This is a genomic window from Halomonas binhaiensis, assembly GCF_008329985.2.
Classification (GTDB): Bacteria; Pseudomonadota; Gammaproteobacteria; order Pseudomonadales; family Halomonadaceae; genus Halomonas; species Halomonas binhaiensis.
The window spans coordinates 2,252,775-2,276,689 of the sequence record NZ_CP038437.2; the positions used below are offsets into that span (position 1 = coordinate 2,252,775).

A 23,915-nucleotide genomic window follows, 5' to 3' on the forward strand; every position below is an offset into this window, starting at 1 on the left:
ACGCTTCCCCCTTATCAGGTATTTCCTCAATGATCGCATTTCTGATCAAGCGCCTGTTCCATGCGCTGCTGGTGATGTTTGTCATCAGCCTGATCGCTTTCGCCATCCAGGATAATCTCGGTGACCCCGTCCAGCAGATGGTTGGCCAGTCTGTTCCGGAAAGCGAGCGCGCTGCCCTGCGCGAAGAACTTGGCCTGAATGATCCGTTCCTGGTCCAGTATCTGCGCTTTGCGGTCAATGCAACGCAGTTCGACTTTGGCTATTCCTACGTCTTCCACGAACCGACTACCCAGGTCATTCTGCGTCACTTGCCGGCGACCCTGGAGCTGGTATTTGCTTCTACTTTGCTGATCATCCTGCTGTCGGTGCCCATTGGCGTGTATAGCGCGATCAAGCCTCGAGCCTGGTTGTCGCGTTTCTTCATGGGGGTGTCCATCGTCGGTATCTCTATTCCGGTGTTCCTGACCGCTATCGTGCTGATTCAGCTGTTTGCCATCGGTATGAGTTGGTCGCCCTTCCCCGCGGATACTTCCTGGGGAGCCTGGCTCAATGACCTGATTTCCACCGAAGGCGGCCTGCCAGCCTATGGACGTGGCAATCCCGAACATGTCTTTGGCACCTGGTATACCAATTTCACTTCGCTCAAGGGGCTGACTTACCTGATATTGCCCGCTATCTCCCTGGCATCGATCATGCTGCCGCTGTTCATTCGCCTGATCCGCGCCGAGATGCTTGAAGTGCTGCAGTCCGAGTACGTCAAGTTCGCCCGGGCCAAGGGCATCTCCATGCGTCGCATCTACTTCGTGCATGCCCTGAAGAACACCATGCTGCCGGTGATCACCGTCGGCGGTGTGCAGATCGGCACCCTGGTGGCCTATACCATTCTTACCGAGACCGTATTCCAGTGGCCGGGCATGGGGCTGATGTTCCTCGATGCCATCAACCGCTCGGACATTCCCTTGATCGTGACCTATCTGATGATCGTTGGTGTGATCTTTGTCGTTACCAACACCGTTGTTGACCTGATCTATGGCCTGGTCAATCCCACCGTCAAGCTCACAGGCAAGCCCGCATGACGATTTCCACTACATCATCATCCCGTGCGGCGTCTCCCAGGATGCCCAGCCGTTGGGAGCGTTTCCGCGACTCCTTCCTGCTTTATAGCTTCAAGCGTGACCTGGTCGCTCAACTGAGCCTGATCATCTTTATCCTCATGGTCGGCGCGGCGGTGCTGGCACCCTGGCTTGCGCCGACCAATCCTTATGATCTCGCCAGTATCGACCTGCTGGCCTCGGAACTGCCGCCGTTCTGGATCGAGGGAGCGGATCCGCTGTATTTCATGGGCACTGATGCCCAGGGGCGTGATCTGCTGTCGACCATCCTCTATGGCATGCGGGTCTCCCTGGTCATCGGCTTTGGTGCGGTGTTGCTGCAGGCTACCATTGGCGTGTGCTTTGGCCTGCTGGCCGGCTATCTCGGTGGCCGCATCGATGCCTTCCTGATGCGCCTGGCTGATATCCAGCTGTCCTTCTCCACCTTGATGGTGGCTATCGTGGTCGGCGCACTGTTCAAGTCGATCTTTGGCGGTGCCACCTACAGCGACTATGCCATGTGGCTGCTGGTGCTGATCATCGGCCTGGCCGAATGGCCACAGTATGCGCGTACCGTGCGAGCGTCAGTGCTGGCCGAGAAGGCCAAGGAATATGTCGATGCCGCTCGCGTCATGGGGCTGCGTCGTCGTCGGATCATGTTTCGCCATATCCTGCCCAACACGCTGTCGCCGATTTTCGTCATCTCCACGGTACAGGTGGCCAATGCCATCATTTCTGAAGCTGCGCTGTCTTTCCTTGGCCTTGGCATGCCCGAAACCCAGCCTTCCCTGGGCTCATTGATCAAGTCCGGTTTCGATTACCTGCAGTCCGGTTCATGGTGGATCACCTTGATTCCCGGCCTGGTGCTGGTGGTGCTGGTGCTGGTGATCAACCTGCTTGGTGACTGGCTGCGTGATGTGCTCAATCCACGGTTGTACAAGGGCTGAAGCGAGGAGAAACCAGATTATGGCACTGCTAGAAGTCAACCACCTGGATGTGCGCTTTGCCTTGCGCCAGGGCGATATCAAGGCCCTGCGCGATGTGTGCTTCAGCCTCGACCGTGGCGAGCGCCTGGGCATCGTAGGAGAGTCCGGTGCAGGCAAATCGGTTGCCGCCTTCAGTCTGCTCAACCTGATTGCCAAGCCCGGTTATATCGCGGGCGGCAGCATCAATTTCGATGGTCAGGAACTGACCTCGATGAGCGACCGGCAACTGCGCAAAGTACGTGGTCACCGAATCTCGATGATCTTCCAGGACCCGATGATGACGCTCAATCCTGTGTTGTCCATCGGCGAACAGATGGTCGAATGCCTCAAGGCCCATCGCCGCATCTCGACCAAGGAAGCCCGAAGTATCTCCTTGCGCAAGCTGGAGCAGGTGCAGATTCCCTCGCCGGAAAAGCGTTTGAGCCAGTATCCGCATGAGCTGTCCGGAGGTATGCGTCAGCGCATCATCATTGCTATCGCCCTGCTGCTGGACCCGGATATCATCATTGCCGATGAGCCGACCACCGCGCTGGATGTGACCATTCAAGCCGAGATCATGGCGCTGTTGCTGGAGTTATGCGAGAAGCACAATGTCGCGTTGATCCTCATCACCCATGACCTGGGCGTCGTCAGCCAGGTCACCCAGCGCATGTTGGTCATGTATGCCGGCCGCGTCATCGAACAGGGGCCAACCCGGGAAATCATCAATGATCCCCAGCACCCCTATACTCAGGGATTGATGAATGCCCTGCCGCAGATGGCGACTCCTGGCCAACGGCTCAATCAGATTCGCGGCAGCATGCCGTCGTTGAACAATCTACCGAGTGGCTGCACCTTTCATCCCCGTTGCGATTTCACTACCCGCCCCGATGGCAGCGAACGGGTTTCCTGCCACGAAGAAGTACCTGGCTTCGTGCGCTCGGGTAATTGTCAGGTGGCCTGTCACATGGTCGCCGAAATGCAAGATGCCAACCGCATTCCGGTCGAGGAGGTAACCCCATGACAGCCAGTGCAGCCCATGTGGCGCTTGCATCGCATGAACATGAATCTGAGCACCAGGATCAAGCGACACGAACTCTGCTTGAGATTCGAGGCCTGGAGAAGCGCTTCGACCTTTCCGGCGACTTCCTCGAACAACTGAAGTTCCGCCGTGGTCGTCTGGTACGTGAACAATCCCATGTCCACGCGATCAATGGTGTCGATCTAGACATTCACCGCGGTGAGGCATTGTGTGTCGTGGGCGAGTCTGGCTGTGGCAAGTCCACAGTAGCCCGTACTGTCATGGGGTTGCTGCGCCCATCTGCCGGTGAGATTCATTACGATGGAGAGCGCATCGACCATCTGGAAAGCAAGGCGCTGCTGCCCTTCCGCAAGCGCATGCAGATGATTTTTCAGAATCCCTATGCCTCGCTCAACCCACGCATGACGATCCAGCAGACACTGGAAGAACCGATTCGCCTGCATCAGCCAGGCTGGAATCGTGAACAGATTCGCGAAAAGGTTGCCGAAGTGATGACGTCAGTGGGCATCGCTCCGGACTGGGGCGTGCGCTATGGTCATGAGTTCTCCGGTGGCCAGCGCCAACGTATTGCCATTGCCAGGGCGCTGGCGGTGGATCCGGAGTTCATTGTTGCCGATGAGCCGATATCTGCCTTGGACGTATCCATCCAGGCCCAGGTGTTGAACCTGCTGATGGAAGCGCAGCGCGAACGTCACCTGACCTATCTGTTCATCACCCACGACCTGTCCGTGGTCGAGCACTTCGGTACTCGAGTCGCGGTAATGTATCTGGGGCGAGTATGCGAGGTCGCTACGACCAGGACGCTGTTCGCCCATCCCCGCCACCCCTATACCCAGGCATTGATGTCAGCCATTCCCAAGCTGGAAGATGACCGTCCGCAGCATATTCGCCTGCAAGGCGAAGTGCCGACACCGGTCAATCTGCCTTCAGGTTGTGTTTTCCATGCTCGTTGCCCGCATGTCAGCGAACGCTGTCGCCGGGAAATTCCCAGGCTGATTGCCACCAGTGATGGTGGCCAGGTGGCCTGCCATGCTGTCGAAGAAGGCCGCATCAGTTGAAGGATGTCACATTCATGGAGTTGAGAGGGCATATCAGGAAAGTCGATTTGTCCTCCTTCTGGCAGAATGCACCACCGCAGGGACTATGCTGTAACACGAAGTTAATTAAAAGCACCAAAAAAACACGAGATTCCCATGGAAATCCGCTGGCTGGAAGATTTTCTGGCCCTGGCCCGTACGCGACATTTCTCGCGTGCTGCCGAGGAGCAGAATGTCACTCAACCGACCTTCTCGCGCCGTATCAAGCTGCTTGAAGAGGAAATGGGGACGACGCTGATCAACCGTCAGACGCTGCCCTTGTCATTGACGCCCGCTGGCGAGACCTTTCTGGTCATGTGCCAGGACGTGACCTGGCGTGTGGGGGCCACTCGTCAGCGCCTGGCACAAATGGCTGAAGAACAGGCAGGTCAATTGCATCTTGGGGCATCGCAAAGCCTGTTGAGCCACTTTTTCCCGGAATGGTTGGAAAGCCTTGATTCGCCACCGCCTCTGGTTCCCCAGCTACGGGCAACATCATGGCTGCTTGCTGATTATTTTCAGGGCCTGGCATCCGGCGAGATCGATCTGGCGCTGTGCTATTGGCCCGTGAATGGCAATCCCCTCGAAGTGGCCGATGAAGAGACGGAGTATTGCGTGATTGGCCGGGAACGTTATTTTCCGGTATGCCTTCCGGATGAACAGGGAATGCCCAGCTTTCCTCTGGATGGCGACCGCGGTCGTTCCCTGCCTCTGATCGCTTATCATCCTCGCGGCATCATCGGTGCCTCCATCAGTGCTCACCTCGATAGCCAGCCGGGCTGTCCGACGCTCACTGTGCTCAACGAGAGCATCCAGAGCAGCAATATCCGAGAACTGGTCAGCCTAGGCTATGGCCTTGGCTGGCTGCCTGAGCGAGTTGCCAACTCTGCCCTGGAAAAGGGGGAACTGGTCCATGCAGGTGAATCACGCTGGACAGTGGAGTTCGAGATTCGACTCTATCGGCATCGCTGTGCCGGACGTGCCGCGCTGGAGCTGGTGTGGCCCATGCTGATGGGGATAAGTTCTCCTGCCAGGCAGGCTTCTTCATGAGCGTTACCCTCATGACCTTTCCTTCATGACCTTCCATCCTGGCAGGCTTCCACATATGGCGGCTCGCCGTTATGGTATCCCGCTATCTTCAGATTTGCTGTCTTCAGATTTGCTGTCGGCCCCTTGCAGAGCGTCCGTATGACCGAGTCCTCCAGTTTTGATACCGAGCATATCGGCTTCCTGTTATTGCCCGGATTCTCGATGATGGCGTTCTTTTCTGCCGTGGAGCCATTGCGTATTGCCAACCGCATTGCCGGCAGAAAACTCTACGACTGGACCCTGATCGGGCTTAGCGGAGAACCTGTGACTGCCAGTAACGGCATGACCCTGCTGGTCGATCATCCCATGCAGGAGGTTCGCCATCTTCCGGCACTGGCGGTATGCAGTGGTTTCGATCCCGAGATGTGGATTGGCCATGGCCTGAGGGGCTGGCTCAATCGTCTCGACCAGGGAGGCTGTCGCATTGGAGCCCTGGATACGGGGGCGGTGGTGTTGGCCGAAGCAGGGTTGCTGGCAGGTGAAACAGTGACGCTGCATTGGGAGTCGCTGCCAGCCTTCAATGAACGCTATCCGCAGATTCCCACCTGTGATGAGCTGTTCCTATTGGGCAAGCGGCGCTTTTTCTGTGCGGGAGGAGCGGCAGCCATGGATATGGCGCTGGAGATGATGGCTCGTCGGCATGGCACAACACTGGCCATCGATGTGTCGGAACAGTTGATCCATGACCGCATGCGTTCACGAGGCGACCATCAGCGGATGACATTGGCCCGACGTCTGGGCAGCCATCATCCGCGTCTGGTGGAAGCGGTGGCGTTGATGGAACGCCACCTGGAATCACCCCTGCCACTGCATGAGATAGCACTGCGCAGCGGCATTTCGGCCCGCCAGTTGCAACGCCTGTTTCAGGATACCCTGGATACTACCCCGGGCGCCTACTATCTAGGCTTGCGCTTGAAGCGTGCCGAACATTTGTTACGTGAGACAGACCTCAGCGTATTAGCCATCGGACTGGCCTGCGGTTTCGGGTCTGCCTCGACGTTTTCCCGGGCCTTTCAGCGCCATTTCGGCTTTCCGCCCGGGACGATGCGCAAGCGAAACCGCTCTTCCTGACAGGCTCTTTCTAACGCTCTTTGCTGACTCTAGCGCTCTTTGCTAACGGGTTTCGGTGGATCGCTCTGCCTTCTCGCTTCGCTCCTTGAACAAGGACACCAACACCCCTGCCGTCATCATCAGTATCACGACACTGAGCGGCAATGCTGTAGCAATCAAGGCGGTCTGCAGTGCCGTGAGGCCGCCTGCGACCAGTAACACGGCCGCGACCATACCGATCACCAGCCCCCAGAAGATACGGAAATGCTGGGGAGGCTCCGGGTTGCCAAGTGACAGTATGGTGGTCAGAACCAGAGTACTGGAATCGGCGCTGGTGACGAACCAGCTCATCAGCAAGAAGACCATCATTGCCGAGAGTATCCAGGCCAGAGTGCCATGGCCGGCAACACCATCTGCCGTGGCAAAAAGTGCCGCAGGCAGATTCCAGTCATTGACCAGGTCCATGATACCGGCACTGCCTACCCCGCCGGCGGCAGACAGCTCCTGATGTAGCGCCGTGCCGCCGAAGATGCCTAACCACACGAAGATGATGAAGGTGGGTACCAGCAGTACGCCGAGCACGAACTCTCGCAGAGTGCGGCCACGCGAAATGCGTGCGATGAACAGGCCAATGAACGGCGCCCAGGCCAGCCACCAGCCCCAGTAGAAGATAGTCCATGCCTGCAGCCACTCGGCTTCAGATGGTTCATCGGGATACCACAGCCCCATGGGAATGAAGTGAGTGACGTAATCGGTGAGGGTCTCTCCGAAGGATGTCAGCAACCACAGCGTCGGACCACCGATGACGAAGGCGCCGATGACCAGCACCGATACCCAGATATTGAGCTCGGAAATGAGCTTGATGCCGCGCTTGACCCCGGACATTGCCGACAAAATGGAAATCACGGTGATGACGGCGATCAGCAACAACTGGGTATCGAGACCGGCGCTGATGCCGACCAGGCGATTCAGGCCAACCGCCATCTGGCTGACGCCCAGTCCCAGCGACGTGGCAACACCGAAGACACAACCAAGCACCCCAAGGATATCGACGGTGTGCCCTATTGGGCCGTAGATGCGAGTGCCGATGAACGGGTACAAGGCTGAACGCAGTGCCAAGGGCAAGCCTTTGCGGTAAGCAAAATAGGCAAGCGCCATGCCGACGATGACATAGACCGCCCAGCCGTGCAGGCCCCAGTGGAAGAAAGTGACGCGCAGCGCATCGATGGCACGCTGATGGTTCAGCGCGGTATCTCCCGCCATGTCGGCATGGGGATTGTTGGGGTAACCAAAGCCCCCGCTATTGTCGAAGTAGAAAATCGGCTCAGCGACACCAAAGAACAGGATGCCAATGCCGATGCCTGCGGAAAACAGCATGGAAAACCAGGCAAAGCGGCTGAATTCTGGCTTTTCTCCGTCACGCCCCAGGCGCAGGCTGCCAAATGGCGACAGGGCAATGAAGAAGCACACGGCGATCAGCACGACGATTGTCACCAGGTAATAGCCGCCGAAAGTGGTCTCGATCCAATTCCGTGCAGCGCCGAACAGGGCGCCGGACAGTTCTGGGTTGGCACCAGTGGCAACAACAAAGGCCAGCACCAGAAGTGCCGCAGATAGCGTCATGCCCTTATGCATGTGACGGAACAGGCCGCGCTGGGCGAGTGCCGATTCAGGGTAACCATTTGATTGCAGGTCGTCCTCGAGGGATCGAGGGCCTTCTGGCTGTGGATGGCTTTCAGGGGAAGATGAGTGATGTGGTGATTGGATAACGACTCTCCTCTCACGGCCGGACAACGGGCCGGCGTTCCCGTGGCAGCACTCTGTCGCTGCCGTCAACGGGATACTTCTGATCAGGCAGTATCCATCAGGAAGTATCCCGCATCGGTAAGATGGTGCGGCTCTCGGCCAGTCAGCTGTCTGGACGATCGCTTGCCATGCTGCGCTGTGTGCTGGCAGGGCTTGATGAAGTACGCTTCAGGCGCAGGATGAAAGCCACCACCAGAGCGAAGATGCCGAAGGCAACCGGAATCGCTGCGACTGAAATCAGGGTCAGAATGACCTTGAAGATGTCGCCATCGAGCCAATTGATGACGATCGCCAGGGCCGCCATGGCGATGATCCAGAAGACACGAGAGCGCTGCACGGTCAGCATCTCGCAGACAAGACCGGCAGAATCGGCGCTGGTCACGAAGAACAACAGGATATTGAGTGCCAGGATCGCAGACAGGATGCCGTGACTGTCGAGGCTTTCCATCAGTGCGAAGACATCGGCGGATCCCGTGCTCAGCCCCCCGAGCCCGAAGACGGTGAACCAGAGACACGAAAACAGGCTGGGAACCAGCATGACACCGAGAACCAGCTGACGCAGTGTTCGCCCACGCGAAATGCGGGCGATGAAGACGCCGGTAAAGATGAACCAGCCATACCAGGCAGCCTCGAAGGCATACAACCAGTCAGCCAGCCAGGCCTTGTGCTCGGGGTCGGCATAGCCGATATCCGTTGCCATGGCCGGGTATTTTACCAGGTACTCCGGTACCAGTCGGGCAAAGGTGGTGAGGATGTCCTGCGGCAGCGTCAATGCGAACACACTGAGCATCAAGATGATGGCAAACAGGGTGTTGTAGTTGCTCAACCATTTGATGCCGCGGTTGAGCCCGGAAGTGCTGGAAGCAATCGCAAACAACGATAGTACGGCGATGATCACACTTGGCCCGACCTGAATACCGAAGAACTGCTGCAGGCTTTGCTGCAGCGGCTCTGCGGCATAGGTGAACGTCAGTGACAAGCCGATGACGGTCGATACCACCAGGCTGACAAGGTTGAGCTTGCTCAACCAGCCACCACCCAACAGTGCTTCGGCAGGTTTATCGATCTTCAAGTTGTACATGCAATGGGCAAAGATCACGCCGATGGCCAGATAGCCTGCCCAGGCCAGCAACCCCCAGTGGTTGAAAGCATACAGCAGCGCCTGGTCTGTGCTGTGGCCTGCCTCGACATGGTAGCGCGGCTCCAGCACTCCCCAGGTCACCAGGCCAATGCCCATTCCAGTGGCGAACAGCATGCCAAGCCAGGTAAGCGTGGAGAATTCGGGCTTTCCCTGGCCGAAGCGCAGGCGCCCCAGCGGGGTAAACATCAGCACAATGAAAACGATGGATGCTGCAAAGGCTGGATAGGTGAAGATAAAGCCGAAATTGCCGATGACGTGGGTCTTGATGACATCGAGCAGAGATTGGAAGGGCCCCGGCGCCATCGCCGCAAAGGCAATCAGGGCAATGACGGTGACGATGGTGGCAACGGAGGTGGAAATATGGGTTTTCATGTGCGTCTCGTTATCGTTGTCGTGGACGTACTTTCTTGCACTTGAATACGCTTTCGTCTGAACATTCCTTCGCTTCAATATCCTTCCAGTTGAATGCAGGCTTCCTCTTGTCGGGTGCTTCTCAGATCAGGGCCGGTTGTCAGGACTGGGAGCAAGACTGGTTGCTAGACCTGGGTGTCTCAAGACCGAGTTGCACAAGGTGTCTGGGCAAGGCGGTCATCCAGGGCAACGCAGAATCGTTGCCAGGCGATCTTCATCTCGGGTAGCTGTTCACGCGCATGCAAAGCGCCATGCAGCATGTTGGCAGCACAGCGATAACCGATGTCGGCTCCGCTGTCTCGCCACCCCTGGACCGCTCGCTCAAGGGGCCGAGTCAGTGGGTCGTGCTCGACAGCCAGCACCTCCATGCGAGGTGCTGGAACCTGATGGGTGTTATCGGGAGGAGCATGAGCACGAATCAGAGACCAGGCCTGCATGACATCGGCACGGCTGAGCAAGGGTGCATCGTCACCCAGGCTATCGAGATGAGGTGTTCCCACCAGGGGATAGATCAGGCCGACGACCGGCGTGACCTCCAACTGGGGCAACGTCAGGCTGGACAACGTATCGATGATCAGCCGGGCACCGGCGCTATCCCCTACCACGGCAACAGGCTTCAGGCTGTGAATCACGTTGCGGCAATCGGCAATAGCCTGGTCATATCGGGCTTCGGGCATCTTGCGGTAGCCAATGCTGACGACTTCACGTTGCAGTTCGCAGGCCAACCCTGCCGCAATACCCTGGTGGCTGTTCACGGAACCGAGACAGAAGCCTCCGCCATGCACGTAGACTACCCTGCCCCTGTCGCCATCTTTGTCGCCAACTTCCGGGCGCAGGTGACGTACAGGACAGCCATTGATGCGGTCATCATGTAGCTGCACGTTGGCCGGCAGCGGCGCAGCGAAGCTGGCACACAAGGTGTCGTAGTAGTCTCTGGCTGCACCGAGTGGCAATGTGGAGACAACATCGAGTCCTGACTGGAAACGTCTGGCGAAGGTGTCAATATTCCAGGCCTCAATACCCCAAGCCTCGATGTCCGAGCTATCAATGTCCATTGGCCGGATTTCCTCGGCCACCTCCCTCGGTGGCTCTTGATATTGCGTCAAGGAATTTCCCTGCACAGCGAAACTGTGCAGGGTATGGTCAACGATGCGGGATTCCGATACGGCGCCCCACTGGGGTCGATTCAGGATCCGCCAGTTCCGTCACCTGGCTCAGGGCTTGTGCCACGGAGTCGGGAAACGCTGCCGGTCGACCACTGGCCACATCGATTCCCATCAGCATCTGCTCGCTGGTGGCCAGGAGGTTGCCCTCCTCGTCGCGCATGTCGAACAACACATGCAGGCGCTTGGCATCACGATCCACCATCTGCACATCGACCATCAGCGCCTGTCCCTGATGGGCCTCCCGGCGGTAGCACAAATGGGTCTCGAGGGTATACAGGGTATAGCCATGCTGGCGGCGTCCCTCGACATCGAGACCGATGCGATCCATCAAGGCTTCGACACCAAGCGAGAACACCCGGGCATACTCGGCATCGTTCATATGGCCGTTGTAGTCGACCCACTGGGGAGCGACCTGGGTTGTCATCAGGCTCATCAGATACGTCCCTCGAGACCTTCGGCCTCCGGCCAGTAGTTCTCGACCAGGGCCAGCAGTTCGACGAGAAAGTCGTCACGGCGACGATCCAGCGTGGCCACGGAGCGCCCTGCCGCCTGGAACTCACAACCCTCGACGACACGATCGATCAGCTCGTCCGTCAGTTCCGGGGCTTCGAGCTTGGTCCAGGGCAGCTTCAGTGCCGGGCCAAACTGCTCCAGCATATGGCGCATGCCCTGCTCGCCTCCGGCCAGGTGGAAGGTCAGGAAGGTGCCCATCAAGGACCAGCGCAGACCACAGCCGTAGACCACCGCGGCATCCACTTCCTCGGTGGTGGCCACACCATCGTTGACCAGGTGCAAGGCTTCTCGCCACAGGGCTTCCATGAGCCTGTCGGCAATGTGGCCTTCGATTTCGCGACGCACGACCAATGGGCGCATACCAAGCGCCTTGTAGTCATCGTGCGCCGTAGCAAGATGCTCGGGAGTGGTTGCCTTGCCGCCAACCAGCTCGACCAGTGGCAGCAGGTAAACAGGGTTGAAGGGGTGAGCGACAATCACTCTTCCCGGTGCCTGGGTACATTTGAGCTGCAGGTCGCTGGGCTTGAAGCCAGATGTCGATGAACCAATCAGAACATTGGCAGGCGCTGTCGCATCGAGCTGTGCCAGGATTTCCTGCTTGAGTTCGAGGCGTTCCGGGACGTTTTCCTGAATCAGGTCGGCACCGACAACGGCTTCATTGATATCGCTGACAAAGCGCAGGCGCTCTGGGCTGGCTCCCTCGGCCAGTCCAAGACGGGTCAGCGATGGCCAGGCATTGTCGACGAAGGCACGGGTACGTTCCTGCGCCTCTGGTGCAGGGTCGAAGGCCACCACATCCCAGCCTGCCGCCAGGGCGCGGGCGATCCAGCCATTGCCAATGACACCGGTGCCGATGACGCTCAACTGGCTCATGCGTCACCTTCCATGGTCTGACCGGTTGCTGGATGGCGCAGCTTGAGGTGAGCGCGCGTTTCGGCTGGGGTCATGACACGCCCACCCAGGTGGTTGATGATGCTGGCCGCCTTTTCGACCAACTGACCGTTACTGGCCAGAACCCCCTTGTCGAGATAGAGATTGTCTTCCAGACCGACGCGGGCATGACCTCCGAGCAGCATGGCCTGAGCTACCATAGGCATCTGGTGACGGCCAATACCAAACGCCGCCCAGTTGGCATTGACTGGCAGCTTGTTGCGCATGGTTGTCATGGTTTCGGTGTCGGCTTCAGCACCCCACGGGATTCCCAGGCATAGTTGATACAGCGGATCACCGTCGATCAGCCCTTCTTCCTGCAACTGACGGGCAAACCATACATGGCCAAGATCGAAACACTCGAGCTCAGGCTTGACGCCGGCTGCCTGGACCAGACGTGCATGCTCGCGCAGCCAGTCGGCCGGGTTGATGTAGACCATGTCGCCAAAATTGAGGCTGCCGCAGTCCAGGGTGCATAGTTCAGGCAGCAGCTCGGCCACCGGAGCATGGCGCTCGGCGGGTGTCTGAATGTCGCTGCCAGGGCCACCACGAGTCGGGTCATTGGCATCAGGAATCCAGTCACCGCCACCACCGGCGGTAATGTTCATGACGATGTCAGTGTCGGCCTCACGAACGCGTTCCATGACCTCACGAAAGTGCGCCAGATCGTGGCTGATGCCGCCGGTCTCCGGGTCTCGCACGTGAATATGCGCGACGCTGGCGCCTGCCTTGGCCGCCTCGATGCAGGCCTCGGCAATCTGCTTGGGCGTCACCGGTACGCCAGGATGCTTGGCGGTTGTATCTCCAGCGCCGGTGACAGCGCAGGTCAGGATGACATTGTGATTCATGTGGACCTCCAGGTGATCGATACAAGGAGTGTCCTCAAGTTGACGGCACATCAGTTGACGTCATACGACATATCTTTGATCTATTGCGACGTAAATCTGATGGCATGCAATATTTGGACATTGTGAAATCCACCGGCTTGTCTAGGCTTTCTTCATGGCGTGGAAGCCGCAATAACAGGCAGGGACATGAACGAGCTGCCGCATACCTTTTCCAGTGGGGAAGTCTTCACCCATGTCCGTATCATCATCGGCATGGTGATGGGGCTGAGCGTCAGTCGGTTGATCACCGGGCTGACACGGTTTGTTCAGCACCCTGGACGTGAGCAACTGTATCTGCCACACATTGGCTGGGTGCTGTTTCTGCTGCTGTTCATCATCCATTTCTGGTGGTTTGAATTCGCCCTAACACGTCGAACGAACTGGTATTTCGCCATCTATTTCTTCCTGCTCTTCTATACCGGGATGTTCGTGGCGCTTTCAGCCGTACTGTTCCCCGATCGCATGGACGAGTACCAGGGCTTTAGAGACTATTTCCGCAAGCGGCGAAACGCTTTCTATGTGCTGCTGCTCATCCTGCTGATAGTCGATGTCATCGATACCGTGCTCAAAGGCAATACCTATTACGTGACCTATTACTACGACGGTTGGTTTTATCCCGCCCGGCAGGGATTGCTGATCGTGGGAGCTTTGCTGGGCCTGGTGTGGCAGTCGGAACGCTACCAGGTCGCTTTTGCCGTCTTTGCCCTGACCTTCCAGGTCCTCTGGATCGTAAGCCTGTTCGAGGTGCTTCGCTGACAAGTACTTCGTTGACAAATGCCTCGTTGACAATTGCCCATAACCCCACGTACTAGAGCCTGACGGCGATACGCTGGCACGTGGAAGCATATTTTTACTTTGTCATGGCGGATGACAATGTTGTCTTTCATATGCAGTACGGAGATTCTGATACGCATTCCCGCAGGCTGATGGGGGGCTTGCTGAGAATCTTGCAGTAGCCGCAGTATTCCTGGCTTTCCTGGCTTTCCTGGCTTTCCTGGCTTTCCTGGCTTTCCTGGCTTCAGGCTATGTGCATGGGCACACTCTGGCTGTCGATGGAGGGTGGCTGGCCCGCTGACAGTTCTGCATCTTGGGTCCTGCACTATGCTCGCCCCTACGCATCGCGAATTTCAGCAACGTGTAAGTTCTCAGAAAAAAAGTGCGGCCTCTGAGCCGCACTTTTCACGACAAACTTGATCTTGAATCTGAGCTTCACGTTGTTCAACTGCAGTTCTTGCGTCGCTCAAGCTCGGCTTCGCTTGGGGGATCCAAGGCAAAGGAACCGATCTGGATCTCGCCTGCACGCTTGTAGGTAGCAATCAGCACGCCGTTTGGTGATGCCGTCGATTTTACCAGTTCGAAGGCCGCAGGCATGGTGCCGGAGTCGAACAGGCGCTTGCCCTTACCGAGTACCAATGGATAGAACAGCAGCTGAAACTCGTCGATGAGGTCGGCGGCGAGCAGTGTCTGGATCAGGCGGCTGGAGCCCCAGATCCACAAGTCCGGACCTTCCTCTTTCTTCAAGTCGCGTAACGTGGCAACGACATCCTCACCTAGCCACTGGCTGTTTTGCCAGGACAGTGTATTCGGCGAATGCGTGGCGACGTATTTTGTCACGCGGTTGAATAGCTCGGCGATGGAGGCATCCTGCTCGCTGAAACCCTCGGCCGAAGGATCGGTTTCAACATAGGGCCAGTGGGCAGCAAAGATGTCATAGGTGTTGCGACCAAGCAGCAGGTCGAAAGGCCTTGCGAAGCTTTCGTCTATGGCGGCACCGATTACCTCATCAGCATAATGGGTGGTCCAGCCTCCATAGTCGAACCCACCACTCGGATCTTCGTTCGGGCCGCCCGGTGCCTGTACGACGCCATCGAGACTGATAAATGCACTGACGGTAAAATTTCGCATTTCATTTCCTCCCTTTCGTTTCACGCTTGAACAGGCATTTCATGCAAGAAGGACGAACGAAGAAGATGAACATCGACATGTCAGCGGATATTTTTCTGGCCTTAGCCAGAAAGCGCAGACGTCGCCCTTGAGAATTCATAGTCGTGGTAACCGAGGCCCTTGGAAATTTCTTCTCCTGCTGCCTGCGTGCAACATCTGTACGTACGCATCCCGCTTTTGTGCATCGTAGCGCACCATGGGGAAGGATAGGCTCAGTGCCGCCACTGCGCTGCCGAAACGATCAGAAAATGGGGCCTGCAAGGCAGCGTAGGCCAAGCTTTGCCTCTACGCGGTCCTGTAATGCCCTGCTCGGCCAGGCTTTCAAGGATCGCGAACACTTTCATGACTGCAGCCACATTATCGGGCTTTTGTGCTGCTGCCATATCTCTGCATACCTCGTTTCAGAATTTTTGGAATCCTGGCCTGAATTTACTCAAAAATATTCTGTTCTGTTACTCCTTTATGGATTGCCTGGCTATCTAAACAAGCGCCAGAATAAAATTACTCATTTTTCAGAATGTTTTCCGCATTTTTAGCATGGTTCACGGGCCAAATAGCTGGCATCCAGATAAAGTAAGTAGCATCCTATACTAATCTCTTATTCATCTTTGCCATTGAGATAATAATTTAAATAAAAAAGTGGAGTCTTATGATGTTAAATGACTTTATTATTTCTATAAATAACAACTTTTAAAATATCTTGTATGATGTTCTCCATGCATATGTTTTTGTCAAATTTTATTGAATAGGATAGAAAAATGGAAGATCAGAATTTTAATAAATCCGAGCTATTAAAGAAAGCACAAGCCAATCACTGGAAATGGAAAAGCCCATATTCCGTGAGGGTCACAGTCGATAGGCTGCTGGCTGTGGTTGATCGATATCCTGAGGTGTTGAAATATGATCGTATCGATCAACAAGCTGTTGCCAAGATCTCAGGGCACAGTATTCTTCCGGCGGAGACAGTCTTCTTCCAGAATAGTAAACTGGTTGGGAAGTTGCTGAGTACCAATATCATGGCGATGGAGCAACTGCCGATAAAGACGATCATTTGGGAAGATGAGTCTGGGAAAGTCTGGCTAAAGACAGTCGATATTGATTACATGAACGAGCATTACAACCTGAATGGCGGCGATGGTGCTATTCAGGCTATTTATGATCTTCTTCCCGGTTGGGTTGAAGAAGCTGTGCAAGAGTAAATATATCTATTTTGGTACAGTAAGTGTTCAACGGGTATCCATTATGGATACCCGTTTGGTTTGGTATCTGATCAGACAGAAATTGGTGCTCTTGATGACTTCAAACCAGCATTCTGATCGCATGACAACCAGGCAGTGTCAGGGCCAGAAAGTGGCCCCCAGCAGCGCAATAGTCAGAATCACCAGCGATACCAGGGCCTCGCCCAGCGTGTAGGTCTTGAAGCCGCCACGTATGCTGAAACCTGCCAGTTGCGATGTGATCCAGAACCCGCTGTCGTTGACATGGCCAATGCTGATGCCTCCGGAAAGCGCAGCCAGTGCAATCCATAGCGGATCGACGACACCAATGTTGGCAGCGCCGGCCATGATGGTCATGGCGGTGATGCCGGCGACGGTGCCTGACCCCTGGGCAATCCGAAAAACGGCGGCCAAGCCATAGGCCAGCAGGACCATGCCAATGGCAGACTGACTCTCATGGAACAGGCTTTCGACCAGGCGGGTGCCGATCTCGGTATCCTGGATCACCTTGCCCAGAGAACCTCCGGCACCAGTCACCAGCAGGACCAGCCCCGCCGTCTGCAGGCCCCGGGTGGCGCTCTCGTCACGCTGGGTGCGGTCCATTTCACGCGATGCAACAGCATATGCTGCAAGAGCTCCTGCCATCAGGGCAACAATGCGATCACTGAAAAAAGCAACAGAATCAGGCAGTTCATCACCGGCCAATACGCCAAGCTGCTGACAGTAACCATAGAGCGTTCCCGATAGAATCAGCAGGATGGGAAGCAGCACTGGCAACAAGGCCATCCACAGCGGTATGCGCTGCGAAGGAGCTTCCGCAGAGGCATCATCTGCAACAGAAACGCCGGCAATCTGATCCTTTTCCGGCTGCCACAGCCCCATATCCAGAATGGTGAAATAGATTTTCATGACCACCACGGCAGTGACCAGGCCGACCGCCAGGCCGGCAAAGGTCATCACCCCAATATCGAATCCCAGAATGGATGCCGCGGCCAATGGATTGGGCGTGGGAGGCACGATGGTATGGGAGGTGGCGGCCCCGATGACGAGAGCTCCAACAGCATAAGGCAGTGGTTTGCCCAATGTCCGTGCCAGGGCGACGCCCAATGGAATCAGAATCACGAAGGTGACATCGAAAAACACAGGGATCGACAGCAAAAACCCTGTCAACCCTAATACATAAAGCCCACTACCCCTAGGGGCCATGGCGACCAGGCTATGAGCAATTCGGTGGGCGGCTCTGGAGTCGCTCATCAGTTGGCCAATGATGACGCCGAACCCGATCGGCAAGCCGATGGCTGCCATGATATTGCCAAAGCCGCTGCCAATGGCTGACACCGTTTCGGATAGTCCGAGATGCATGGCAAGCCCCAGATACAGGCTGCCCATGACCAGGCTGATGGCAGGATTGAGCTTGAAATAGAGAATCAGGCCGAGAATTAGCCCAATCGCGATGGTGAGATGCATGATTTCCATGGAAAGCTCCCCGGACTTGTCCATTCAAGAACATGCCCATGCAGGAAAATAGGGGCAACAGCTCTCCCGGACACAGCCTTGGGCTGCGCCTCTCTCGCCTGCCACGTCAGTTATGTGTCAGGAGAATAACGGAACGGAAGAACTGCTGACTGGTGGAGATCGTCTGAGTTGAATTCAGGCTTCCAGATACACGACCTGAGTGTGGGTATATTCGTACAGGCCGTGCTTGCCATCGGCACCGCCGATGCCGGACTTTCGCACCCCTGCATGGAAGCCTTGCATGGCCTCGAAGTTTTCGCGATTGATGTAAGTTTCGCCGTAATCAATTTCCCGACAGGCGCGCATGGCACTGGCCAGGCTGCGGGTATAGATGGAAGATGTCAGGCCGTATTCCGAGTCGTTGGCCAGTGCAATGGCTTCATCAAGGTCATCGATCACTTGAATGGGAAGCACTGGACCAAAGATTTCCCTGCGCATGATGTCCATGTCAGCACGGCAGCCTGACAAGACGGTGGGCTGATAGTGGAAGCCCTTACCCCGTTCAGCCACCCTTCCTCCGGTGATCAGCTCCGCCCCCTCTTCCATCGCGGTCTTCACCATCTGTTCCACTTTGTCGAGTCCACCTTGGTTGATCAATGGACCCATCTCGACGTCAGGTTCCGCCAGAGGGTCGCCAAAGGTCGTGGCGGCCATGGCGCTTGCCATGTGGTCGATAAAGTCTCCTGCGATGGAACGGTGCACGTACACTCTTTCCGCGCAGTTGCATACTTGCCCGGTGTTGATGATTCGGGAGGCACGTATGGCGTTGACGGCCAGATCAAGGTCCGCATCATCAAGCACAATGGCGGGCGCCTTGCCCCCAAGCTCCAGGTTCAGTTTGGTCAGATTGGGGGCCGCCTGGGCCATGATGCGCGACCCTGTCGCTACGCTCCCGGTGAAGCTGATCATGTCGACACGGGAACTGCCTGTCAGTGCTTCTCCAGCACCCCGGCCTGCCCCGCTGACCACATTGAAGACACCTTTCGGCAAGCCGATTTCATGCACGATGCGAGCAAAGGCAAAACAGTTGTTGGGAGTCTCTTCGCTGGGCTTGATAACAATGGTATTGCCAGTGACCAAGGCAGGAGCCATCTTCCGGGCAATGAGGAAGAACGGAAAATTCCATGGCAGGATGCCCGCAATAACACCCAATGGCTTGCGCAGCATCATGATGGTTTCATTGGGACGATCGCTTTCTATCACCTCACCTTCGATGCGTCGCGCCCACTCCGCCATGTAGTCCAGGTAGTCCGCTGTGAAATTGACCTCTACTTCCGCAAGGCCTGTCACCTTGCCTTGCTCAGCACTGATCATCCTGGCCAGTCCAGAGACATCCTGGCGAATACGGGCCGCAATCTTGCGTAGATAGCCGGCACGCTCGATGGCTGGCAGTGCTGCCCAGGCTTTCTTTGCGCTATGCGCAGCATCAATGGCGGCTTCAACGTCACTGGCACGGGATTCAGGCACCAGAGACAGCAGGTCGCCATTGGCAGGGTTACGGACTTCGAGATGTTCGTCAGTGTCGACGAAGGCTGCGTTGATGTAGTTCTGGTACCTGGTCGGAGAACTCATGGCGTGACTCCTTTCATTGTCATTGTGTGTTGGATGGCGTGGGCCTGTCGGTTCAATACAATTCGATTCAATACAGTGCCGAAGGAGTTTCAGGGGGTAATGCGCCACTTGAGAAACGTGCCAAGGCTTCGCGGGCGGCCTGGCGCAGCAGGCTGATGTCGATGGCAACGGCGACGAAGGTGCAGCCAAGGTCGATGTAGCGGTGCGCGTCATCTTCCTGAGGCGCCAGGATGCCCACCTGCTTGCCCGCAGCCTTGACGGTGGCAATGGTCGAAGCAATGGCTTGTTGAACATCCGGGTGCCCAGGATTGCCGGGATTACCCAATGCCGATGACAGATCGGCGGGGCCGATAAATACCGCATCGACCCCTTCTACCGCCGCAATGGCGGCGGCATTCTCGACACCTGCTGCCGATTCCACTTGAACGATCAAACATAGCTCCTGATGAGCAATGGCAAGATAGTCGTTGATGTCATCCCAGCGTGTTGCCCGAACCAGCCCTCCGCCAACGCCACGTCGGCCGTGCGGGGGATAGCGCATGGCCGACACCAGAGCCTCTGCCTGTTCAGCAGTTTCCACCATGGGAACCATCAGGGTCTGGGCGCCAATATCCAGTAATTGCTTGATCAGTGCAGGATCATGATTGACACAACGCACCACAGGAGAGCTGGGGTAAGGTGCCAGGGCCTGCAACTGGGCCAGGATGGTGGCCACGTTGTTAGGCGCATGCTCACCATCGATCAGCAACCAGTCATAACCCAGGCCAGCTTCGATTTCTGCGGCATAGCCACTGGCGAAGCCGACCCACATGCCATATTGCACTCGCTCCTCGACAAGTCCGGCGCGAAAGGTGTTGACGGAAAGTTTCATGACGCGGAATCCTCTTTTCTGCCTTGCAGAAAATACTGGAAAGGCAGCCAGATGAGTGAAAGGACGAGTTACTGAAGGTTGACGTACATGCCACCGTCGACAAGCAGTGAAGCTCCCGTGACATAGCGGGCCATGTCAGACGCGAGGAATACAATGGGACCTGCGAGATCCTCGGGGTTACCCAGGCGTCCCAGCGGGGTGCGCTGCTCCATGTAGCGACGCTTTTCGCTATCGCTGAGGTCATCCTTGTTGATGTCGGTCTCAATGGTTCCTGGCAGCACGGCATTGCAGCGGATTCCGTATGGCCCCAGTGCAATGGCGCATGACTGCATGAGCGAGAGCAATCCGGCCTTGGTTGGCGTGTAATGGGTCTGCATGCCGCCACCAACCAAGGCACTGATGGAACTCACTGCAATGATGGCGCCGCCTCTACCCTGCCGCTGCATCTGCCGAGCGGCTGCCTGAACGGCAAAGTAGGCACCATTCAAGTTGGTATCCACGGTCTTCAGGTAGGTTTCCCGGGGCATGTCGAGAAAACTATGGAAAGGACAGATGCCCGCGTTGTTGACGAAGACGTCAACGCCACCGAAGTGCTCCACTGCTGCTGCTACCAGCTTGTCTCCGGTTTCTGCATCCTCTGCAGGCGCACCAACGGCCACGGCTGACCGCCCTAGCTGTTCGATTTCACGAATCAATTCGTCCACCTGTGACTTGCTTGACGCACTGCCGCTGTATCCGATGACGACATTGGCTCCCTGGCGTGCACATTCCAGGGCTGCAGCACGGCCGATGCCGCGTGAAGCTCCCGTGATCACGACACTCTTGTCATTCAGCAACATGTCATTTCTCCTGTATTCCGTGGAATCTGATGTGATGTCTACAAGCAATAGAGGCTGCGGGCGTTATCGCGGAAAAGCCGGGCGAATTCATGCTTCGAGACACCCGAGACAATGTCGGCATATGCCTGCCAAAGCTGGGTATAGCTGGCGTAAAGTCCATCCACTGGAAAGTTGGAAGCGAACAAGGCCCGCTCCACCCCAAAGACATCGATCGCTTCCCAGATCAGGGGGCGTATCGATTCCGGGGTCCAATGATGATCCAGCATGCCAAAACCGCTGAGTTTGATGCTGACATTGGGACATTGTCCCAGCAGACGGAGGCCATCACGCCAATCCTGCCAACCGGCCAATGTCGTGCGATCCACGTACATGCCTGCGTGATTCAGCACGAATTGGGTGTCTGCATGCTGACGAGCCAGTGTCGCGGCTTCTGCCATCTGGCTGGGGTAAATCTGCAGGTCAAAGGACAGGTTCCTGTCAGCCAGCAGTGCGAAATGGTCTTTCCAAAGCTTCTCATGCATGTAATGCCGGCCGACATAGTCGAACAGCGGATTCGCGTGCACATTGAGGATCTGCCGTACGCCACGTACGCTGGTGCTCAGTGACATGTGCTCGTCGAGAACGGCTTCGGCATCATCCCGGGAAAGATCGACACCCACGACCAGAGCACTGGGAGCCAGTCTTTCCCCTGTCTCCATCAGGCGGCTCAACCAGCGTGTTTCAGCGATAGGGTCAGTGGCGTCTGCTTCAACATGAACGGTAGCCAGAACCTCGATTTCACCACTTGCCTGCACAAGGTCCTGGGGCAGGTGGTCATGCGCCATGGGGGAATAGTCTCCCAGCAGGTTGGGCTGGGGATCCGCCAACCAGGGTTGGTTGTTCTCCTTCAGCGACCAGAAATGCACATGGGGATCGATGATTTGAAAGGGGCTGCTCATGTTGACTCCACAGGCAGGAAGGTGAACACCTCCTCGAGCGGCACGGTGACCGGCGAATGATCGTCATGGGTGGCCATGATATCTGCCATGTAATCCCACCAACGCTGCATCACTTCTCGCTCGGCCAGCCTGTCGACCTGGTGATCATCACGTAACTGCATGACGGCAAACAAGGCGAGACTTTCCCGATCGAGAAAGATCCGGTAGTCCAGAATGCCCGCCCTTCTCAATGCTTCACTGAGCTCCGGCCATATCTGGTCATGTCGACGCTGGTATTCAGCCTCTTGCCCTGGATGCAAGGTCATGCGAAAAGTACGAATCAGCATGGTGTAGTCCTTTCCCTGATGACAAATCTACTATTCATCCCTCTACTACCCACCCATCTACTATCCATCCAGGCCTGCTTCTGCTCGGAAGAGAATCAATGGCGATAAGTGTTAATGGCGATATGAGTATCAGTGCCATATAAGAGCCAATACATATAAGTATCAGTGAATATATGGGCGATGTAGAGCGCACTCAGGGTTGAGGCGAACACCGAAGCCTGGCCTGTCGAGTGCAGAAACCTTCATGCGCCCTTGCTCTGGGATGGGTTCGTCCAGCAGCAAGGGATTGAACATGGGAACCACTTCATCGGCCTTGGGAGCCATCATCAGGAATTCGGCAAATGGGCTGTTGTGCCGGGTGATGACGAAGTGATAGCTGTACACCGATGATCCGTGTGGAACGACGAGCTTGTTATGGGCATCGGCGAGCGCCGAGATCTTGATCAGTTCGGTGACACCGCCGCACCAACCCACATCGGGTTGGATGACATCACAGCAGTCCATTTCCATCAACAGACGGAAGCCCCAGCGTGTCGCTTCATGCTCCCCGGTATTGACCAGCATGCCTTTGGGCACATTGCGCTTGAGCTCGGCATATCCCCAATAGTCATCCGGTGGCAGAGCTTCCTCGATCCACTTGAGGCCAAATTCCTGGGCGCCCTGGGCAAGTCGGGTCGCATAATTGACATCCAGGCTCATCCAGCAGTCATACATCAGCCAGAAGTCTTCCCCGACCTTGGTACGCATATCCGCTAACTGTGCGAGATTGCGAGCAAGTCCCTCGTCACCTTCTGCCGGGCCGTGCACCAGGGGCATCTTGCCGCCGATGAAGCCCATGTCCTTGGCCAGGTCCGGTCTTGCTCCAGTGGCGTAGAACTGCAGCTCATCACGCACGGCCCCTCCCAGCAACTCATGTACGGGCTCACCTCGGACCTTGCCGAGCAGGTCCCATAGCGCCAGGTCGACACCCGAAAGGGTATTGATCACCACGCCCTTGCGCCCATAGAACAGAGTGGCGTTGAACATCTGGTCCCAGATCTTTTCGATCTCGGTGACCTTGCGCCCTTCAATGAAGCGGGCCAGATGTTTCTCGACGATGAAGGCACCAATTTCACCCGCTGTGGTAACGGCAAATCCCACATTGCCGTCGCTGGCTTCTACTTCCACCACTAGCGTACCGAGTACATTGAGACCAAAACTGCTGCGGTTCATACGGTACTCGGGATACTTGCTCATGGGTGTCGAGATCTGGCCATCGATCCAGTGTCCTTCTCCTTGATCATGATAATCAGCACCACCGCCGCGTACGGTATAGGCACGGACCTCCTTGATGCGAACCTCGCTCATGGCGTTCTCCCGCTTGTATTTAATGACTGTGTATTGAGTGGTCGTTGAAATAACGAAAAGGCTGTAGAGGTTGTAGCCGACATGGCACCTCGAAAACCAATGACAATGTCGGCACTAGTGATACCTTTTGGTTATCACTTGGATGAAAGGCGCGTATCTGCCCAACATGCGAGATAGGA

At 56.5% G+C, this 23,915-nt stretch carries 22 protein-coding genes; 8 read left to right on the forward strand and 14 right to left on the reverse strand.

What is annotated here, in order from left to right; all coding sequences use genetic code 11:
* The first annotated feature begins 29 nt into the window (after positions 1 to 29).
* From E4T21_RS09905 to E4T21_RS09930, 6 genes are all read left to right on the forward strand, one after another.
* Positions 30 to 1,076 carry an ABC transporter permease gene (locus tag E4T21_RS09905; RefSeq protein WP_149284837.1) on the forward strand — a complete coding sequence of 349 codons (1,047 nt, stop codon included), beginning with the start codon at positions 30 to 32 and terminating at the stop codon, positions 1,074 to 1,076.
* Entirely contained in the window at positions 1,073 to 2,038 is a 966-nt protein-coding gene (locus E4T21_RS09910) for an ABC transporter permease (protein ID WP_149284838.1), read from the forward strand. Before E4T21_RS09905 ends, E4T21_RS09910 begins: the two co-directional genes overlap by 4 nt.
* Before the next feature lie 19 nt (positions 2,039 to 2,057).
* Positions 2,058 to 3,080, forward strand: a complete 1,023-nt coding sequence (locus E4T21_RS09915) for an ABC transporter ATP-binding protein (protein ID WP_149284839.1) — start codon at positions 2,058 to 2,060, stop codon at positions 3,078 to 3,080.
* Positions 3,077 to 4,156, forward strand: coding sequence for an ABC transporter ATP-binding protein (locus E4T21_RS09920; protein ID WP_149284840.1), 1,080 nt, complete (start codon positions 3,077 to 3,079; stop codon positions 4,154 to 4,156). Before E4T21_RS09915 ends, E4T21_RS09920 begins: the two co-directional genes overlap by 4 nt.
* A gap of 135 nt (positions 4,157 to 4,291) precedes the next feature.
* On the forward strand, positions 4,292 to 5,224 hold the full coding sequence (locus tag E4T21_RS09925) for a LysR family transcriptional regulator (protein WP_149284841.1): 933 nt from the start codon (positions 4,292 to 4,294) through the stop codon (positions 5,222 to 5,224).
* Positions 5,225 to 5,362: 138 nt separating this feature from the next.
* Positions 5,363 to 6,334 carry a GlxA family transcriptional regulator gene (locus E4T21_RS09930; RefSeq protein WP_149284842.1) on the forward strand — a complete coding sequence of 324 codons (972 nt, stop codon included), beginning with the start codon at positions 5,363 to 5,365 and terminating at the stop codon, positions 6,332 to 6,334.
* Between the two features lie 42 nt (positions 6,335 to 6,376).
* On the opposite strand, the gene E4T21_RS09935 is transcribed toward E4T21_RS09930, so the two are convergent.
* The 6 genes from E4T21_RS09935 to E4T21_RS09960 form a co-directional block, all read right to left on the reverse strand.
* Positions 6,377 to 7,936, reverse strand: a complete 1,560-nt coding sequence (locus E4T21_RS09935; RefSeq protein ID WP_240349352.1) for a BCCT family transporter — start codon at positions 7,934 to 7,936, stop codon at positions 6,377 to 6,379.
* Between the two features lie 286 nt (positions 7,937 to 8,222).
* Complete coding sequence (locus E4T21_RS09940; RefSeq protein WP_149284844.1) at positions 8,223 to 9,632, reverse strand: BCCT family transporter; 1,410 nt, start codon at positions 9,630 to 9,632, stop codon at positions 8,223 to 8,225.
* Between the two features lie 179 nt (positions 9,633 to 9,811).
* A complete protein-coding gene (locus E4T21_RS09945; protein ID WP_149284845.1) occupies positions 9,812 to 10,726 on the reverse strand; it encodes an alpha/beta hydrolase fold domain-containing protein in 915 nt (304 codons plus the stop codon).
* A gap of 88 nt (positions 10,727 to 10,814) precedes the next feature.
* Positions 10,815 to 11,270 carry a thioesterase family protein gene (locus tag E4T21_RS09950; protein ID WP_149284846.1) on the reverse strand — a complete coding sequence of 152 codons (456 nt, stop codon included), beginning with the start codon at positions 11,268 to 11,270 and terminating at the stop codon, positions 10,815 to 10,817.
* Entirely contained in the window at positions 11,270 to 12,223 is a 954-nt protein-coding gene (locus E4T21_RS09955; RefSeq protein ID WP_149284847.1) for an L-carnitine dehydrogenase, read from the reverse strand. The genes E4T21_RS09950 and E4T21_RS09955 overlap by 1 nt, the downstream gene beginning before the upstream one ends.
* Positions 12,220 to 13,128, reverse strand: coding sequence for a beta-keto acid cleavage family enzyme (locus E4T21_RS09960; RefSeq protein ID WP_149284848.1), 909 nt, complete (start codon positions 13,126 to 13,128; stop codon positions 12,220 to 12,222). Before E4T21_RS09960 ends, E4T21_RS09955 begins: the two co-directional genes overlap by 4 nt.
* 186 nt (positions 13,129 to 13,314) lie before the next feature.
* On the opposite strand from E4T21_RS09960, the gene E4T21_RS09965 reads away from it, so the two are divergent.
* A complete protein-coding gene (locus E4T21_RS09965) occupies positions 13,315 to 13,923 on the forward strand; it encodes a hypothetical protein (protein WP_149284849.1) in 609 nt (202 codons plus the stop codon).
* Between the two features lie 462 nt (positions 13,924 to 14,385).
* Here the strand turns inward: E4T21_RS09965 and E4T21_RS09970 are convergent, their stop codons facing one another.
* Complete coding sequence (locus E4T21_RS09970) at positions 14,386 to 15,072, reverse strand: dihydrofolate reductase family protein (RefSeq protein WP_149284850.1); 687 nt, start codon at positions 15,070 to 15,072, stop codon at positions 14,386 to 14,388.
* Between the two features lie 797 nt (positions 15,073 to 15,869).
* Between E4T21_RS09970 and E4T21_RS09975 the strand changes: the two genes are divergently transcribed.
* The gene (locus E4T21_RS09975; RefSeq protein WP_149284851.1) at positions 15,870 to 16,310 is read left to right on the forward strand and encodes a DUF302 domain-containing protein; all 441 of its coding nucleotides are present in this window, start codon (positions 15,870 to 15,872) and stop codon (positions 16,308 to 16,310) included.
* Between the two features lie 138 nt (positions 16,311 to 16,448).
* Here the strand turns inward: E4T21_RS09975 and E4T21_RS09980 are convergent, their stop codons facing one another.
* The 7 genes from E4T21_RS09980 to rhmD all read right to left on the reverse strand — a co-directional run bounded on the left by E4T21_RS09980 (position 16,449) and on the right by rhmD (position 23,736).
* Positions 16,449 to 17,804: a GntP family permease gene (locus E4T21_RS09980; RefSeq protein ID WP_240349353.1), complete on the reverse strand. Its 1,356-nt coding sequence runs from the start codon at positions 17,802 to 17,804 to the stop codon at positions 16,449 to 16,451.
* 174 nt (positions 17,805 to 17,978) lie between these two features.
* Positions 17,979 to 19,415 (reverse strand): aldehyde dehydrogenase, encoded by a 1,437-nt coding sequence (aldA, locus tag E4T21_RS09985; RefSeq protein ID WP_149284853.1) that lies wholly within the window; start codon positions 19,413 to 19,415, stop codon positions 17,979 to 17,981.
* Positions 19,416 to 19,482: 67 nt separating this feature from the next.
* Complete coding sequence (locus tag E4T21_RS09990; RefSeq protein WP_149284854.1) at positions 19,483 to 20,286, reverse strand: aldolase/citrate lyase family protein; 804 nt, start codon at positions 20,284 to 20,286, stop codon at positions 19,483 to 19,485.
* A gap of 68 nt (positions 20,287 to 20,354) precedes the next feature.
* Positions 20,355 to 21,125: an L-rhamnose 1-dehydrogenase Lra1 gene (locus tag E4T21_RS09995; protein ID WP_149284855.1), complete on the reverse strand. Its 771-nt coding sequence runs from the start codon at positions 21,123 to 21,125 to the stop codon at positions 20,355 to 20,357.
* Positions 21,126 to 21,163: 38 nt separating this feature from the next.
* Complete coding sequence (locus E4T21_RS10000; RefSeq protein WP_149284856.1) at positions 21,164 to 22,063, reverse strand: amidohydrolase family protein; 900 nt, start codon at positions 22,061 to 22,063, stop codon at positions 21,164 to 21,166.
* Positions 22,060 to 22,389: an L-rhamnose mutarotase gene (gene rhaM, locus E4T21_RS10005; protein WP_149284857.1), complete on the reverse strand. Its 330-nt coding sequence runs from the start codon at positions 22,387 to 22,389 to the stop codon at positions 22,060 to 22,062. Before rhaM ends, E4T21_RS10000 begins: the two co-directional genes overlap by 4 nt.
* Before the next feature lie 162 nt (positions 22,390 to 22,551).
* Positions 22,552 to 23,736, reverse strand: a complete 1,185-nt coding sequence (gene rhmD, locus E4T21_RS10010; RefSeq protein ID WP_149284858.1) for an L-rhamnonate dehydratase — start codon at positions 23,734 to 23,736, stop codon at positions 22,552 to 22,554.
* Between the last annotated feature and the right edge of the window lie 179 nt (positions 23,737 to 23,915).